Below are 15,719 nucleotides of genomic sequence, written 5' to 3' on the forward strand. Positions count from 1 at the left end.
GCGCGCCGGACGTGCCAACCGGGTCGATGGCGCCGACGGGTCAGTCGGTCAGGTTGCCCATCTTCCAGATGGTCATGGACTTGACGACACTGCCGTCGCCGAAGAGCCGCAGGCCGAGAGAGTCCTGCCGGAAGGGGTAGGCACGGGTGGTGATGGACTTGTGCGCGTTCGCGTATGCCTCGATCATCGAGCGGTCCAGGAACACATCCAGTGACAACTCTCCGTTGGAGAGCGTCAGCGGACCTTTCTGGATGCCCGGGTTGGCGTCGACGCTGGAGTTGTTTCCAGATCTTGTTCGATCGACGCCCAGCTGTCCGGCTGGGGCGTCGTAGAACAGGCGGGTCCGCTCTTCGTCCCCGGGGCTGCGCAGCACATCGAGTCCGAGGGTGTCGGCGCTGCCCAGCTCCAGGGTCAGCTTGATGTGGAGCATGTTCCCCTTGATGTCTGCCAGGCGCGCGTTGGCGTCGGCGACGGAGGTCGGTTCGTGGATGTGCAGGAGTGGTTCGCCCACATGGAGCCGGGAGACCTCCTCGACAGGGCTGACTCCCAGGTCTCCGTCAGGTCGCATGGACAGTTGGACGGGGAGTCCGGCGTTGTGGGCCCAGCCGGCGTCGTAGTGGGCGCGCTCCGTGCGCCGGTCCTGCGCGATGCTGAAGACGAGTGAGCGGCCCTTGTCGTCGACCGTGCCGCTGGGCCCGGTGAAGTGATCTCCGTAGTCGAGCAGCTTGGGCTCGGTGGTGTCGGGTGTCCATCGGCGGGCCTGGGCGTCCCAGGTGCCGACCCAGTAGTAGACGTACTTGCTGCTGTACTCGGCCGGGCCGTCGGGGAAGGACGGGTTGACGAGCAGCGCCCGTCGCTGGCGTCCCGTGTCGTCCTTGCCGATGGGGAGGAAGGTGGGGAGCTCCCAGACCTGGCCGGTCTTGGGGTGGGCCGCCACGTCACCGACCATGAGAGGCCCCGAGTAGGTCCAGTCGGTGAGGTTCTTGGAGGTGTAGAGGAGCGCCGTTCCGCCGACGCTTTGGCCTGAGGTGGTCTGGACTCCCGAGCCGACCAATTGGAACCAGGTGTCGCCTTCCTTCCACACGTCCTGGTCGCGGAAGTCTCCGAAGCGGACCTTCCGTCCGGGGCCGACGTCCAGATCGGCGGTTTGGCTGGTCACCAGGGTCGGGTGCATCTTCCACTCGACCAGGTCCGGGTCGCCGGGGTCGACGGGGCGTGCGAGTCCGGTTGCCTGGTTGGGGCGCTGGGAATCGTTGCCGGCCGTGAACAGCAGGACTGGGACGCCGTTCTCGTCGAGGGTCGCGTCGCCGGACCAGACGCCGTCCGGTGCCACGCTCCCCGCGGTGGGGGCGAGGGCGACGGGCAGGTCGCGCCAGTGCACCAGATCCTCGCTGACCGCGTGCCCCCAGCCGATGTTGTGCCAGTAAGGGCCGTGGGAGTTGTGCTGGTAGAAGAGGTGGTACTTGCCGTTGACCTGGATGGGGGCGTGGGGCTCGTTCATCCAGTGGTTGGGTGCCGAGAAGTGGTAGCCCGGCCGGTAGCGGTCGCCGTCGTAGCGTGAGCGGTCCATGGCCATACGGGCTTCGGGGACGCTGCCCCCGGCGAATGTCTGTAGGTCGTGCTCGTGGCTGGCTCGCACGGATTCGGCGGTGAGCGCGGCCGTGTGGACCTTCACCTCGTCGACCAGGCCGTTGAACATGTTTACGGCAAAGGTGCCGTTGATGATGGCGGGCTGATTGTGGCGGCCGATGAGCAGGGGAACGTCGGCCTTGGCCAGGCGGGCCGTGGTGGGGATGGCTGTCCGGGCGACCTGCTCGCCGTTCAGGTGGAGGCTGATGGTGCCCTCGCTCGGAGCGAAGACCGCCGCGATGTGCGCCCACTTGCCCGCGGCCAGTGCTGCCGCCTGGGGGACCGCCGTCTCGTACCAGGCGTCACGGGTGCCGATGCCGAACTGCCACACGCCGTGCCGGCCGACGCCGAGCGAGAATCCTCGGCGTGCTGCCTTGTCCTGCTGGTTGACGACGGCCGAGGGCTTGCCTTCGTCGCCCCATTCGAAGGCGCGCGGTGCGACCCAGGCTTCGACGGTCATGCCGTCCGCGGGGAGCTGGGTCTGTGATGCGGCGCGGGTGACCCAGGTGGAGTAGCCGTCGAAGAGGACGGCGCCGGAGAGGACGCCGTCCTCCTGCCGCTTGGTACGCCACAGTGGGTCGCTGTTCGGCTTGTAGACCGCGTTGTTGAAGACGTAGCTGATGGGATCCGCGCTCTGGCTGATCCGCTCCGTGGTCGTGGTGCCCTGGCCCTCGGTGAAGTCCCAGTAGGCGGCGAGCCCCTCGATGCCCGGGTCCGGAGCCTCGTCCAGACCGACTCTCACGTCGTCCAGGTTGATGTGTCCCCAGCCGCCGGTGGCCCGGTCGACCGCCGTGATGCGTAACTGCTCGCCCAGGTGCTCTCGCGCGTCCCAGGTGACGCGGCGGTACGCCTCGTCGTCGGTGCCGGTGGCCTTGTGCAGGATGGTGCCGTCCAGTGTCGTCAGAGCCACGTACAGCTGGTTGTCGTTGCGGCCGCCGGAAACCAGGACACTGACCATTCCCGTGCCGGTGAGGGTGAACGGCTGGGAGGTGATGGTGCCTGTGGGGCCATCACCGCCGCCCGCGAATCCCCAGAGGTGATAGGTGCCCTGCTGGTTGAAGCAGCAGCCCCATCCCCAGCCCGGCTGGTTGGTGACGGATCCGTTGAAGGCGGTTCCTGTGGTGCTCCAGCCGCTCAGGTCGCCCGTCTCGAAGCCGGGGTTGGACAGGGTGCTCTCGCTCGCGCCGGCCTGTCCCGACATGAAGGGCGTCGTCATGCCGAGACAGGCCACGAGGACGAGCAGTGTGCGTAGCAGGCTGCCCGGGGGCCCTGTCCTGGATGTCGCTGATGAACGCGTGCGCATGCATACCTCCGATGACGTGGTGAGGTGTGTTGAGCAGGTTGATCAGTGCGTTGTCCTGGTCGCGGGCCCACGACAGGGGCCCCGGGAGCGTGGAACATGGATGGGTCGGTGGTCAGGAGCGCTGGACAGGCACGTTGACGTCGTCGACGTTGATGTGGCCCCAGCCGCCGGTCGCCTTGTCGACGACCTCGACGTAGATCCGTTCGCCGATGTGCTCGGACAGGTCGAAGACGACTCGGCGGTACTGTTCGGCACCACGCCCGGTTTCCTTGGCCAGTACCTTGCCGTCGTCCGCGCGGACGACGGCGGCGTAGAGCCGGTCGAGGTCGTTGCCGCCGGACACGAGCAGGTCGACCACGCCGTCTCCGCCGAGGACGACGGTGGCGGAGCGGAGCACGCCTGTGGCGTCGTCGCCGCCCGCGTCCGGGTTGAAGCCCCACAGGTGGTGCCCGGCCGGGTCGTCCGCCGTCTCGGCCTGGTAGAAGGGTCCGCCCCAGCCCCAGTCGGTACGGGTGGTCACATTGGCGTCGCCGAAAGTGGTGCCCGAGACGACGGTCCATCCGGTGAGGTCGCCGGTGGCGAAGTCGTGGTTGGGCAGGGCGTCGACGTTCGTCGGGCGCGGCGGGTCGTAGGCGGCCGGTGCGACGGACGTGTCGTAGGCGCCGTTCATGCGCCAGACGTCCAGGGAGACGACCCGGGCGGAGCCGCCCATGCTGGTCAGCCGCAGGCCGGTGGAGTCCTTCCCGGTCGGATAGACGCGGCTGGTGAGGCTGTTGGTGCCGTTGACGTACGCCTCCAGCATCGAACGGTCGAGCAGGACCTTCAACCTCAGCTGTCCGTCGACGAGTTCGACCGTGCCGCCGTGGACGCCCTTGCGGACGTCCGGGTCGAGGCTGGAGCGGCCGCGGTCGAGGGAGAAGCGGTGCTTGCTCGTGTCGTAGGAGAGCAGAGTCCGCTCACTGCCGTCGGCGCTCGCCCGGACGGCCAGGGTGACGGTCGTGGCGTCGCGGGGCTCGATGACGGCCTCGATGTCGAGCATGTCGCCGGAGACGCCGACGAGTTGGCGGTCGGCCTCCTTCACCGAAGCCTGGCGGATCTTGACCAGTCGTCGGCCCCGCAGTCCGGCCGCCTCTTCGATCGGTTCGACTCCGAGGGTTCCGTCCTGGCGCAGCGAGACGCTGACCGGCATGCCGGTGTTGTGGGCCCAGCCGGACTGGGCGTGCTGCTGTTCGCTGCGGCGGTCCTGGGCGATGCTGAAGAGCACCGAGCGGCCGTCGGGGGTGACGAAGCCGGACGGGCCGGTGAAGTGCTCGCCGAAGTCGAACTCGCGGGGCTTTTCGTGGTCGGGGACGAAGCGGAAGGCGCGCTTGTCGAAGGTTCCGATCCAGTAGTAGGTGTGCTTGACGGCGTTGGAGTTGAACGCCTCCCACCAGGGGCTGACCAGCAGGATGTGCTTGCCGGTGCGCTTGCCCTTCGGGCCGGGGAGCGGGAGGAGCACCGGCAGCTCCCAGACCTCGCCGGGCTCGGGGACCTTCGTGAGGTCGTTTGAGTGCAGCGGGCCCCGGTACGTCCAGGGCCCCTCGGGCCTGCGGGCGGTGTAGACGAGTGCGGTGCCGCCGTGCTTCTTGGTGACCTGGGTGCCGTTGTAGTCGACGATGCCGCTGCCGACCAGTTGGTACCAGACTCCGTCCTCCTCCCAGACGAACGGGTCGCGGAAGTTCTCCGCCCATGCGGTGCCGGGGCCGGCGGGGAGGCCGGCCGGGGCCTCGGTGACCGGCTCGGACTTCATGGTCCAGGTGGGCAGGTCCGTGTCGTGGTCGGTTTTGTACGAGGACACGGCCATCCCGGTGCGCTGACGGTAGGGCAGCCGGTCGTCGCCGCCGGTGAAGAAGAGCACCGGCCCCCGGTCGCCGTCGACGTACGCCGAGCCCGACCAGATCCCGTCCGGCCCGACAGAGTCCCCTGCCGGGGCGAGGGCTATGGGCATGTCCCGCCAGTGCACCATGTCGGTGCTGACGGCGTGTCCCCAGTGGATCTGGCCCCAGAACGGGCCGAGCGGATCGTGCTGGTAGAAGATGTGGTACTTGCCCTTGAAGTACACGGGTGCGTGCGGCTCGTTCATCCAGTGCCAGGGCGGCAGCATGTGGAACTGGGGGCGGTGCCGGTCGCCGTCGAAGCGGGACCGGTTCAACGTCAGGTCCGGGCGGGGCACGCGGCCACCCGGCAGCGCGGCGACCTTATCGGCGTGCTCTCGCTGCGCGGTGGTGTCGTCCAGCGTGCCGGGGCGGATGACGAGGCTGTCCATCAGGCCCATGTACATGTTGGCGTGGAACTCGCCGTTCAGCAGCGTGGGCCGGTTGTGCCGACCGATCAACAGCTGCTCTTCAGGGGCCAGTCGGGGGGCCTTGTCGGGAGTGGTGGCGGTGCCGATGAGGCGGCCGTCGCGGTAGAGGCGCAGCTGGTGTGCGGCCGGATCGTAGCTGGCCGCGACGTGGGTCCATCGGCCCTTGGTGGCCGGCTTGTCCGCATCTCCCTTGACCTCGATCAGGTCGGTGCCGAAGCCGAGTTGAAAGACGATCCGGCCGAAGCGGCGCAGGCCGAGCAGGAAGCCGGTCTTCGCCTCCGGGTTGTGCTGGTTGACCAGGGCCTGGGGTTTGCCGTCGATGCCGTGCTCGTAGGCATAGGGGGCGATCCACGCGTCGACGGTCAGGCCCTGGGCGGGGTCCAGCCTGCCTGGACCCTTGGCGGTGACGACGGTGGAGTAGCCGTCGAAGTACAGCGCCCGGCCGCGCACTCCGCGCCGCCGGACGGGGTCGGTGTCCGGCTTGTAGCGGGCGTCTGCGAAGACGTAGTCGATGGGGTCGGCGGAGCCCGATACCGTCTCCCGGGCGACCGTGCCGCCGCGCTCGTCGAAGTCCCAACGGGCGGTCGGACTTTGGGGGCCGCGTCGACTCTCCGCAGCGGCGGAAGCGGAAGCGAACGAGAGCGGTACGACGGCCCCGCCGATGGCGGCGGACACGACGGTGAGGGCTGTTCTTCTCCTCATGGGCGGGCTCCTGGGTGGTGCGCGGCAGGTCTGACGCTCTGCCAAATCGGTTTAAGCGAGATGGCTCGGCATCGTTCGCGCCCCGCCCCTGCTAACGCAAGAGCTAATGCATACCGTTTTACCTGGGGGACGCAAGAGAGGCGGATAAATCGCCATATACTTCCCCGGTTTCTCATTCGAGATGTCTGCGGTGTTGACATCCGGCCACGGGCGCATCAATCTCTTCGCAACTTGCTAATCCGATTTAACAACGGAGCTGAGCAGCGTGTCTGAACGTCGTGTGACCATGGCCGATGTCGCCCGCCATGCGGGCGTCTCGCCGACGACCGCGTCGTTCGCCCTGTCCGGTCGCACCGACATGCGTATCTCCGACGCTTCCCGCCAGAAGGTGCTGGACGCCGCGAAGGAGCTGGGTTACCGCCCGAACGTCACCGCGCGCAGCCTGCGGACGAAGTCGACGCAGACCATCGGGTTCGTGTCGGACCGGATCACCACGACACCGTTCGCGGGCGACGTGATCCGCGGCGCGATGGAGGCTGCCCGGGAACGGGACAACCTGCTGTTCATCACGGAGGCGGGCGGCGACCGCGACGCCGAGTCCTCGCTGGTCCACGCGCTGCTGGATCGCCAGGTGGACGCGGTGATCTACGCGTCGATGTTCACCCGGTACGTGACACCACCCAAAGAACTGTTCGGGCACCGGGTGGTCCTGCTGAACTGCCTCGCCCCCGGCTTCGACGCACCGTCCGTCGTCCCGGACGAGCTCGAGGCCGGCCGGGACGCGGCCCGCGCCCTGCTCGCGGCCGGCCACACCGAGGGCATCTGGGCCATCGGCGGGCATCAGGCCGTGCCGGCCACACCCGAGGGGATCATCGCCGGCAACGAGCGCATGCGCGGCCTTGAGGAGATCCTGCGGGAGGGCGGGGCCCGCCTGGACGGTGTCATCGAGTGCGACTGGGACACGCCGGACGGCTACCGGGAGGTATCCGCCCTGCTGGCTGCGGGCCACCGCCTCCGGGCGTTGGTGTGCCTGGCCGATCGGGTGTCCTTCGGCGCCTACCAGGCGCTCGGCGAGGCAGGTCTGTCGGTGCCCGGCGACGTGTCGGTGGTCTCCTTCGACGACCAGGACATCGCCTCCGTACTGCGCCCGGCACTCACCACCCTGAAACTGCCGCACTACCAACTCGGCCGCCTCGCCGTGGAGCTGATCCTCGGCGAAGGACCGCTCGAAGCCGCCGTACACCGTGTGCCCATGCCACTGCGGGAACGTGCCTCCATCGGCGCTCCTGCCAAGGGCTGAGGCCGGGCACCCGAAAACAGCCGTCACGCCGCCCGCAGATAAGACTCGCGGGTGGCGTGACGACCACCAAGAACAGCGACCGTCGCAACCGGTCGCCCAGACGGGTCCGGCAAGACCCGCCTCAGTGAGATGGAGGAACCCTCGTGGTGTTCAGAACCAGGCGCCTCGCAGTCGCGAGTGTAGCCGTCACGGCGGCGACCGCGCTGGTCACCGGATGCGCGACCGGGAGCGGTGGCAGCAACACGTCCGGAGCGGACGGCGACACGCTGACCCTGTGGACGCACAACGCCGGCAACTCGGCCGAACTCGACCTCGTCAACAAGATCATCAAGGACTTCAACGGCTCCCAGAGCAAGTACAGGGTCAAGCTGCAGGCGTTCCCGCAGGGCGACTACAACAAGTCCGTTGTGGGCGCCGCATCCGCCCGCAAGCTGCCCTGCCTGCTCGACGTGGACGGCCCGAACGTGCCGAACTGGGCCTGGGGCGGCTATCTCTCCCCGATCGACGTCTCCGGCAGTGAGGTCCCGCTGGACGACCAGCTGCCCAGCACCGTCGGCCGCTATAAGGACAAGGTCTACGCGTTCGGCCACTACGACGTCTCCCTCACCTTCTTCGCCCGCAAGTCGGTGCTGAACAAGTACGACATCCGCATCCCGACCATCGACAAGCCCTGGACGAAGGAGGAGTTCGACTCCGCGCTCGCCAAGCTGAAGAAGAGCGGCAAGTTCGAGTACCCGCTGGAGATGGGCACCGGCCAGATCGGCGAGTGGTACCCCTACGCGTACTCACCGCAGCTTCAAAGCTTCGGCGGCGACCTGATCGACCGCGACGGCTACAAAACCGCCTCGGGCACCCTCGACGGCAAGAACGCCGTGGACTGGGCCACCTGGTTCCGCTCGCTAGTGAGCAAGGGCTACCTGTCGAAGAAGTCCGGGGCCGACCCGAACAAGGACTTCCTGGCCGGCAAGAGCGCCCTCCACTGGGACGGCAGCTGGAACGCCGCCAAGAACGCCGAGAAGCTCGGCGACGACCTGGCGATCATCCCGCCCGTCGACTTCGGCGACGGACCCAAGATCGGCGGGGCCTCCTGGCAGTGGGGCATGAGCTCCACCTGCTCCAACAAGGCCGGCGCCGAGGCATGGCTGAAGTTCTCCCGCCAGACCAAGTACTTCGTCGACTACGCCAAGGTCACCGGCACCATCCCGGCCACCGAAGCCGCCGTGAAGCAGGTCGACGGCTACCAGCCGGGCGGGGAGTTCAACGTGTTCGTCCAGTTCGCACGGAAGTTCGCAGTGGTGCGCCCGGTCACCCCGGCGTACCCGTACATCGCCACCGAGTTCGAGAAGGCGACCCAGGACATCCTGGCTGGCGCCGACCCCAAGGACGCTCTCGGCCAGGCCGTGAAAGACATCGACAGCGACCTGAAGTCGAACAACGACTACGCCGGCTGACCGCTCCGGTCCGGTTCGGCCCTGACCGCGCCTTCCCCGCGCGCCCGAACCGGACCGGTACCCCCTGGAGCTACCGTGACCACCATGATCGCAGCCCTCGCCCGGCTGCGTCCGGTCCGGCGAACCCGAACGACCAACGCCCGTCGCCGTGAGAGCCTCACCGCCCTCGGCATGGCCACCCCGGCCGTGGTGCTGCTGATCGTCTTCGTCGTCGTACCGCTCGCCCTCACCTTCGCCCTAGCCTTCACCGACGCGCGGCTCATTTCGCCCACCCCGGCCCGCTTCGTCGGCCTCGACAACTTCACCCGGCTCCTCGACGACCCGGTCTTCTTCAAGTCTCTGCGCAACACGGCGTACTTCACCGCCGTCATCGTCCCGCTCCAGGCCGGGCTCGCCCTGGTGCTGGCGCTGCTGGTGAACGCGAAGGTGCGGGGCGTCAACTTCTTCCGAACCGTCTACTTCCTGCCGGTCGTCACCTCGATGGTGGTCGTGTCTCTGCTGTGGACCTTCCTCTACCGGGGGGACGGTCTGGTGAACCACGTCATCTCGGCGCTCACCCTCGGTCATGTCGAGGGCCGGGACTGGCTCGGCGACCCGACCACCGCCATGCCCGCCGTCATCCTGATGTCGGCGTGGCAGGGCGTCGGCTTCCACATGGTCATCTGGCTGGCCGGGCTGCAGACCATCCCCGCCGAGCTGTACGAGGCCGCCGACCTCGACGGCGCCACCCGCTGGCACCGCTTCCGCCATGTCACCTGGCCCGGCCTGCGCGCCACCCGCACGTTCGTGCTGGTCACCATCACCATCCAGGCGTTCGGCCTCTTCACCCAGATCAACGTGATGACCAAGGGCGGCCCCCTCGACTCCACCACCACCGTCGTCTACCAGGCAGTGCGCACCGGCTACGAGCAGCAGCAGACCGCGTACGCGGCTGCCATCTCGCTGGTTTTCTTCGTGCTCGTACTGACCGTGTCCCTCGTCCAGCGTTTCCTCACCCGGGAGAAGGACTGATCATGCCCTCCTTCCTCAAGCACCTCGGCGGTCACGCCGGCCGCGTCGTTCTGGCCCTGGTCTTCGTGCTTCCCCTGCTCTTCATGGTGGTCTCGTCGTTCAAGCCGGACGACCAGATCTTCGGCGACATGGGTTCCCTGCGCGCCTTCCTGCCGGTCGGCGCCCTGTCACTCGACAACTACACCGGCGTGTTCGAGCGGGTTCCGGCGGCGCAGTTCCTGCTGAACTCCGTGCTGATCTCGTCCGTCACCGTGGTGCTCGGCATCCTCGTCAACAGCATGGCCGCCTTCGCCCTGTCCCGGATGCGGATGCCCGGCCGCAAGGCCCTGCTGACCGCCGTCATCGCGACCCTCATCGTGCCGTTCGAGACCTTCGCCGTCCCGTTGGTGTGGTGGATCAACCAACTGCCGCTGCTCCGCGTCAACGGATTCCACCTGGAGTTCACCACCGGCTGGATGGACACCTACCAGGTGCAGATCCTGCCGTTCGTCGCCAACGCCTTCTCGGTCTTCTTCTTCCACCAGTACTTCCAGAGCATCCCCAAGGAGATCGACGAGGCGGCGATCGTGGACGGCGCGGGCTGGCTCACCATCTACCGCCGGATCGTCATGCCGCTGTCCGGCCCGGCCATCGCCACCGTCGCCATTCTCACCTTCCTCCCCGCCTGGAACTCCTACCTCTGGCCGCTCATGGTCGTGCAGAGCGAGGAACTGCGGCCGGTGATGGTGGGCATCTCCTACTTCTTCCAGCTCAAAGTGAGCTGGGGCGAGATCATGGCGTACTCCTCCATGATCACCGTGCCCATCCTCGCCCTGTTCGTGGCGTTCCAGAGGTCGTTCGTGAACAGCATCGCGTCGACGGGCGTGAAGGGCTGACCCCACGCGTCCACGCAACACACCCCGTTTCTCCACCCCTCTTCTTCCCTGTGCTTCGCGCACCCCGAGAAAGGCCCCGTGTGTCCACGCCGCCCGCCGACCCCCACCTTCCGGCCGTGCATCTGCGCCCCCCGCGCAACTGGATCAACGACCCCAACGGGCTGGTCTTCCACGACGGCCACTACCACGTCTTCTTCCAGTACAACCCGTACGGCCCGCGGCATTCGAACATGCACTGGGGCCACTACCGCAGCCCCGACCTGATCACCTGGGAACCCCTCCCAGTGGCTCTCACCCCCACTCCCGGCGGCTACGACGCCGACGGCTGCTTCTCCGGGAACGCCGTCTCCGACGACGGCCGCATCGTGGCCTTCTACTCGGCCCACCGCACCGATCGCTGGTGGCAGCCGGTGACCACCGCCGAGTCGTACGACGGCGGAATCACCTGGGTCAAGCGCCCGGAGCTGCTCATCCCCGAGCCGCCCGCAGACACCACTATGTACCGGGACCCCTACGTCTGGCAGCAGGATGGCCGCTGGCGGATGCTGGTCGGCTCGGCCCTCGCCGACAACCGCGCCGCGGCGCAGCTGTACGAGTCCGACGACCTGGAGCACTGGGAGTACCGCGGCCCCTTCCACGCCAGCGACGCCGCGGCCGGCTCCGACCCGGTCGGATGGGAGTGCCCCCAGTACGCGGCCTTCGGCGAACGCGGCATCCTGATCATCAGCGACTGGACCCCGCAGGGCGGCCCCAGCCACACGACCGTCCACACCGGCCGCGAACAGGACGGACGCTTCACGGCGACCGCAGCCCCGGTGCCGCTCGATCACGGCCCCGACTTCTACGCCCCCGCCCTGCTGAAGGCACCCGGGGAAGACCGCTGGCTGCTGTGGGGCTGGGCGTGGGAGGCCCGCGACGACGCCTGGGCGCATGAAGCAGGCTGGGCAGGCACCCTCACCCTCCCTCGCGAGGTGACCCTCACCGCCGACGGAACGGTCGTCCAACGCCCCGCTCGCGAACTGCTCGCGCTGCGCGGCGAACGCGTACTGCACCGCACCGGGCACCTCACACAGTCCGGGACGGCCGAACTCGGCCATATCAGCCGCACCTTCGACCTCACCGCCGTCCTGACCCCGGACACCACCGGCACCAGCGGTCTGCGCCTGGTCACCGCCGCGGACGACACCGAGTACCTCGACATCAGCCTCGATCCCACCACCGGCCGGCTCACCGTGGACCGCAGCCACGCGTCACTGGACGCGAGGGCACGAGGAGGCTCGTACGCCGTCCCGTGCCCAGCCGCGACGGCCGGCACCCCCGTGGAGCTACGCGTGATCGTGGACCGTTCGATCGCCGAGGTCCATCTCGGCGACGGCCAGGTCCTCACCCTCAGGTTCTATCCACTCGCCGACGGACCGTGGCGGCTGCAGGCCCGCACGGCAGGCACCGGCCGCAGCGACTTCACCGTCGAGGCATGGAACCTGACCCCGGGCGGAATCCGTCAGGAACCGCTGCTGGCGAGCCAAGGGCAGGACGCGTAACACGCGCTGCCTGCCCGTACCTGCCTCAAATCGCCGTCCTCACCCCGAAGCGGGTGAGGACGACACCGTCGTGGACCTACCTGGCTCTGTTCACGAGAACGGGTTCTGGCTCACTTCCGTGAATCACCACGCGGAGTGACGTTTGTCGGGCGGGCGGGACCTCGGGAAGCTGCCTGAAAATGATTCGTCCCCAGGGCAGTGTGGCTGACAGTTCGGCCCGTGGAAGAAGTAGTGCTCCGGCCGGAGGAGTTACTGTTCCCGTCGATCTCGGACGTGGTTGTGCTGTCAGTCGACGTGACCGACGAAGCGGTACGCATCGAGGCCCAGAGCACGGTGCCCGGGTCCGATTGCCCTGACTGTGGAAGCTGGTCGCGGCGGATTCACAGCTCCTACCTGCGGTTTCCCGCTGATGTGCCCAGTGGTGGCAGACGGGCCGTCCTCTGCCTGCCCGTCCGCAGGTTCCTCTGCCCCCTACGGCGCGCCGGTGACCAGCGCGGTCTTCACGACCGTCATGTCAGTTGTTCGCGGGCACGTAGTTCGCGGGCACGCCGGTGGCGCGGCGCATGAACGCGTCGAAGGTGCGGTTGGGCAGCATGTTGTGCAGGAGGATCATGGGCTTGGCACCGAAGCCGACGGCGTACCGCGTCTTGGGCCGGCGTGCCTGGACGGACTTGACGATGGTCTTGGCGATCAAGTCCGGCGACGACATGCGGCGTTGACTGGCCTCCGAACTGAGCGATTCGGCCACGGCGTTGCCCTGCGGGGCGTACGGGCCGGTGCCGGAGACGGCGCGGACCTTCTGCGCGGCGATGCCGCCCCACTCGGACTTGACCCCGCCCGGTTCGATCACCACGACGTCGATCCCGAAGGGCTTGACCTCCATGCGCAGGCAGTCGCTGAGCGCTTCCAGCGCGAACTTCGTGGCGTGGTACCAGCCTCCCAGCGGGGTGTACATGCGGCCGCCCATCGAGGTGATGTTGACGATGGTTCCCGAGCGCTGCGCCCGCATGTGCGGCAGGACCAGCTGGGTCAGGCGCGCCGCGCCGAACACGTTGACCTCGAACTGTTCCCTGGCCTCCTGCAGGGGTACGTCCTCGACGGCGCCGTAGGAACCGTAGCCGGCGTTGTTGACGAGGACGTCGAGTCGGCCGTTGTCGGCGATGATCTTCTCGACGCCGTCCCGCATGGAGGTGTCGTCGGTGACGTCCATGGCCAGCAGCTGGATCCCTTGCTTGGTCAGGTGTTGCATGCGCTGCACACGCCGCGCCGCGCCGTAGACGGTGTAGCCGGCCTCGCGCAGCTTGAGTGCGGTGGCCTCGCCGATCCCCGACGAAGCTCCGGTGACGAGTGCGACCTTGGTGGTCATGGTGGCGATCTGGCCAGCTCGCGCGCTCGGCGCGCCTGGACGAAGGCGGTGACATCCTCGGCCCGCTGGACGATCCACTTCACCGCGCCGTCCGGCCCAGGAAGCGGAGTGTGGATTTCGGACCACCACCGCTCCTCGAACGCACCCGGCTGATCGGGGGCGGAGATGTCATAACCCTGCAGTACCAGGGTGTCCGCTTCCCCGGTATCCAGGACCCGGAGCAGCGACGCCTTCGGGCTCCTATGTGCGTCGTCGGGGGCGCCGGGATTCTCGGGCAGGGCGTCGAAGAAGTGCCTCCCGACCAGGTCTTTCCTGGCCCGCCCGGTGGCCGTTAGGTATGCCGCGTTGACGTAGCGGATCACCAGGTCCGCGTCCAGCACCAGGTACGGGCTTGGTGTGGCGTCGAAAAACGCCGTGAAGTCGATGTCCGCTGTCATCGCGGTCCGCTGTCGTCGAGCGCTCCCCAGGCCTGCGAGCGCGACTCCTACACCCCAATGTACGAGCAGTCCAGCGGCCGGGCTCACCAGAGGACGATCTAGGGTCCGTCCTCAAAGATCGCTAGATGGTGGATCATGGTCGGGTGGTACGACGTCATGAACTCACCCACCAGGAGCGGGAGTTGCTCGCTCCGCTGATACCGCGGGCTGCGACAGGCCGGCCGCGGGTGGAGGACCGCCGGGTGATCAACGGAATGGTCTACAAGATCCGGACCGGGATCTCCTGGCGTGACCTGCCCGAACGCTACGGGCCGTGGCAGACGGTCTACACCCGTTTCCGCCGCTACGCGCTCGACGGGGTGTTCACCCGGGTATTGCAAGAGGCCCAGACCCGGGCGGACGCGGCCGGGGACATCGACGGTCCAGATCGACTCCACCATCGTCCGCGCCCACCAGCACGCCGCCGCCACCGGCCGAAAAGGGGGCGGCACCGGCCGGACGAACCGGACGATCACGCCCTCGGCCGATCCCGGGGCGGACTGACCACCAAAATCCACCTCGCCTGCGACGGCAGAGGCCGCCCCCTCGCGATCCTGCTGACCCCAGGCCAACGCCACGACAGCATCTGTGCACGCCCCCTCCTTGAACGCATCCACGTCCCACGTACCGGTCCTGGCCGGCCTCGCTGCAGACCCGACCAGGTCATCACCGACAAGGCCTACAGCTCCCGCGGCCTCCGCGCCTACCCGCGCAAACGCGGCATCGTGCACACCATCCCGGAGAAGGCCGACCAGCAGCGCCACCGGCTGAACCGGGGCCGTCGAGGCGGCAGACCACCCCGATTCGACCGGGAGGCCTACCGCCGCCGCAACATCGTCGAGCGCTGCTTCAACCGGCTCAAGGGTTTCCGTGGCATCGCGACCAGATATGACAAGACCGCCACCTCATACGAGGCAGCGGTCTCTCTCGCGTCGTTCCAGCTCTGGGCAAGATCCGTTTGAAGACGGACCCTGCCTCTGTCACTCGTCTGGCCTGCCGTGATGGCAGGGCAAACGCAGTCCGGCGAAGCTGGGGTGGGCTTCGCCGTCCACGTCGGCCAGGCCCTTCCGACAGATCCTCAAGGAGCTCGGCCATGTCTGAACGCAACACCGCCATCCGCAGCCTTCATGATCTTGGTCTGGCTGCCTGGTTCGGAGGCTCTCTGATGGGGGCGGTCGGCCTCAACGGGGCGGCTCAGGGCGAAGGCGGCACGGAGACGAGCCGTGACCGGATCTCTTCGTCGGGCTGGGCGAAGTGGGCGCCGGTCAACGCCGCCGCGATCGGAGCGCACCTGTTCGGTGGTGGCGGGCTGCTCGCCGTGAACGCGCACCGTGTCGCCGCGCAGCAGGGCGTGGGCGCCTCTACCGCGGCCAAGACCGTCATCACCGCTGCGGCTCTGGCCGCCACCGCCTACGCCCGCGTCCTAGGCAAGAAGGTCGAGCTGGCCTCCTCCACCGACCCCGATGACGCCGAGAAGGCGGAGAAGCACCCGATCGACCTCGACAAGGCGCGGCGACAGCTGGCCACCGCCCAGTGGGCGGTGCCGGCCCTGACCGGGTGCCTGGTCGTACTCAACGCTCTGCACGGCGAACAGCAGCGCCCGACCGAGCAGATTCCCGGCATGTGGGAGCGGGCCCGCTCCGCCACCCACCTGATGTCGTAGAGCCCCGTCAGGCAGGAGTTTCGCCATGGAACCTGGCAGGTCCGCCTGGCGGCTGTCC

The 15,719-nt window shown here is 68.1% G+C and carries 12 protein-coding genes; 8 read left to right on the forward strand and 4 right to left on the reverse strand.

The genetic code is table 11. From position 1 onward, the window contains the following. Positions 1-40: 40 nt before the first annotated feature. Complete coding sequence (locus ACFY9E_RS18520) at positions 41-2,845, reverse strand: GH32 C-terminal domain-containing protein (RefSeq protein WP_390984877.1); 2,805 nt, start codon at positions 2,843-2,845, stop codon at positions 41-43. Positions 2,846-3,044: 199 nt separating this feature from the next. Beyond that, the gene (locus tag ACFY9E_RS18525) at positions 3,045-5,978 is read right to left on the reverse strand and encodes a GH32 C-terminal domain-containing protein (protein ID WP_390984880.1); all 2,934 of its coding nucleotides are present in this window, start codon (positions 5,976-5,978) and stop codon (positions 3,045-3,047) included. 265 nt (positions 5,979-6,243) lie between these two features. Between ACFY9E_RS18525 and ACFY9E_RS18530 the strand changes: the two genes are divergently transcribed. From ACFY9E_RS18530 to ACFY9E_RS18555, 6 genes are all read left to right on the forward strand, one after another. Then, positions 6,244-7,278: a substrate-binding domain-containing protein gene (locus tag ACFY9E_RS18530; protein ID WP_390984883.1), complete on the forward strand. Its 1,035-nt coding sequence runs from the start codon at positions 6,244-6,246 to the stop codon at positions 7,276-7,278. A 143-nt stretch (positions 7,279-7,421) separates the two neighbouring features. Further along, positions 7,422-8,729 carry an extracellular solute-binding protein gene (locus ACFY9E_RS18535; protein ID WP_390984885.1) on the forward strand — a complete coding sequence of 436 codons (1,308 nt, stop codon included), beginning with the start codon at positions 7,422-7,424 and terminating at the stop codon, positions 8,727-8,729. An 84-nt stretch (positions 8,730-8,813) separates the two neighbouring features. Beyond that, entirely contained in the window at positions 8,814-9,740 is a 927-nt protein-coding gene (locus tag ACFY9E_RS18540; RefSeq protein WP_390984887.1) for an ABC transporter permease subunit, read from the forward strand. 2 nt (positions 9,741-9,742) lie between these two features. Beyond that, complete coding sequence (locus ACFY9E_RS18545) at positions 9,743-10,615, forward strand: ABC transporter permease subunit (RefSeq protein ID WP_390984890.1); 873 nt, start codon at positions 9,743-9,745, stop codon at positions 10,613-10,615. 80 nt (positions 10,616-10,695) lie between these two features. Next, positions 10,696-12,156 carry a GH32 C-terminal domain-containing protein gene (locus ACFY9E_RS18550; protein WP_390984892.1) on the forward strand — a complete coding sequence of 487 codons (1,461 nt, stop codon included), beginning with the start codon at positions 10,696-10,698 and terminating at the stop codon, positions 12,154-12,156. A gap of 333 nt (positions 12,157-12,489) precedes the next feature. Next, the gene (locus ACFY9E_RS18555; protein WP_390985131.1) at positions 12,490-12,723 is read left to right on the forward strand and encodes a transposase family protein; all 234 of its coding nucleotides are present in this window, start codon (positions 12,490-12,492) and stop codon (positions 12,721-12,723) included. On the opposite strand, the gene ACFY9E_RS18560 is transcribed toward ACFY9E_RS18555, so the two are convergent. Together ACFY9E_RS18560 and ACFY9E_RS18565 are read right to left on the reverse strand one after the other, a co-directional pair. Then, a complete protein-coding gene (locus ACFY9E_RS18560) occupies positions 12,671-13,522 on the reverse strand; it encodes an oxidoreductase (protein WP_390984895.1) in 852 nt (283 codons plus the stop codon). The genes ACFY9E_RS18555 and ACFY9E_RS18560 overlap by 53 nt on opposite strands. Next, on the reverse strand, positions 13,519-13,959 hold the full coding sequence (locus ACFY9E_RS18565; protein WP_390984898.1) for a PAS domain-containing protein: 441 nt from the start codon (positions 13,957-13,959) through the stop codon (positions 13,519-13,521). The genes ACFY9E_RS18560 and ACFY9E_RS18565 overlap by 4 nt, the downstream gene beginning before the upstream one ends. Positions 13,960-14,084: 125 nt before the next feature. Between ACFY9E_RS18565 and ACFY9E_RS18570 the strand changes: the two genes are divergently transcribed. Together ACFY9E_RS18570 and ACFY9E_RS18575 are read left to right on the forward strand one after the other, a co-directional pair. After that, complete coding sequence (locus ACFY9E_RS18570) at positions 14,085-14,960, forward strand: IS5 family transposase (protein WP_390984901.1); 876 nt, start codon at positions 14,085-14,087, stop codon at positions 14,958-14,960. Between the two features lie 131 nt (positions 14,961-15,091). Continuing rightward, on the forward strand, positions 15,092-15,661 hold the full coding sequence (locus tag ACFY9E_RS18575; protein ID WP_390984903.1) for a hypothetical protein: 570 nt from the start codon (positions 15,092-15,094) through the stop codon (positions 15,659-15,661). The last annotated feature ends 58 nt before the right edge of the window (positions 15,662-15,719 follow it).

This window comes from Streptomyces sp. NPDC012466, from assembly GCF_042955215.1.
Classification (GTDB): Bacteria; Actinomycetota; Actinomycetes; order Streptomycetales; family Streptomycetaceae; genus Streptomyces.

Coding starts and splice junctions, on each gene's coding strand:
- ACFY9E_RS18520 (WP_390984877.1), bottom strand. CDS start 2,845: ATGACGACGCCCTTCATGTCGGGACAGGCCGGCGCGAGCGAGAGCACC.
- ACFY9E_RS18525 (WP_390984880.1), bottom strand. CDS start 5,978: ATGAGGAGAAGAACAGCCCTCACCGTCGTGTCCGCCGCCATCGGCGGG.
- ACFY9E_RS18540 (WP_390984887.1), top strand. CDS start 8,814: ATGATCGCAGCCCTCGCCCGGCTGCGTCCGGTCCGGCGAACCCGAACG.
- ACFY9E_RS18545 (WP_390984890.1), top strand. CDS start 9,743: ATGCCCTCCTTCCTCAAGCACCTCGGCGGTCACGCCGGCCGCGTCGTT.
- ACFY9E_RS18560 (WP_390984895.1), bottom strand. CDS start 13,522: ATGACCACCAAGGTCGCACTCGTCACCGGAGCTTCGTCGGGGATCGGC.
- ACFY9E_RS18565 (WP_390984898.1), bottom strand. CDS start 13,959: ATGACAGCGGACATCGACTTCACGGCGTTTTTCGACGCCACACCAAGC.
- ACFY9E_RS18570 (WP_390984901.1), top strand. CDS start 14,085: ATGGTGGATCATGGTCGGGTGGTACGACGTCATGAACTCACCCACCAG.
- ACFY9E_RS18575 (WP_390984903.1), top strand. CDS start 15,092: ATGTCTGAACGCAACACCGCCATCCGCAGCCTTCATGATCTTGGTCTG.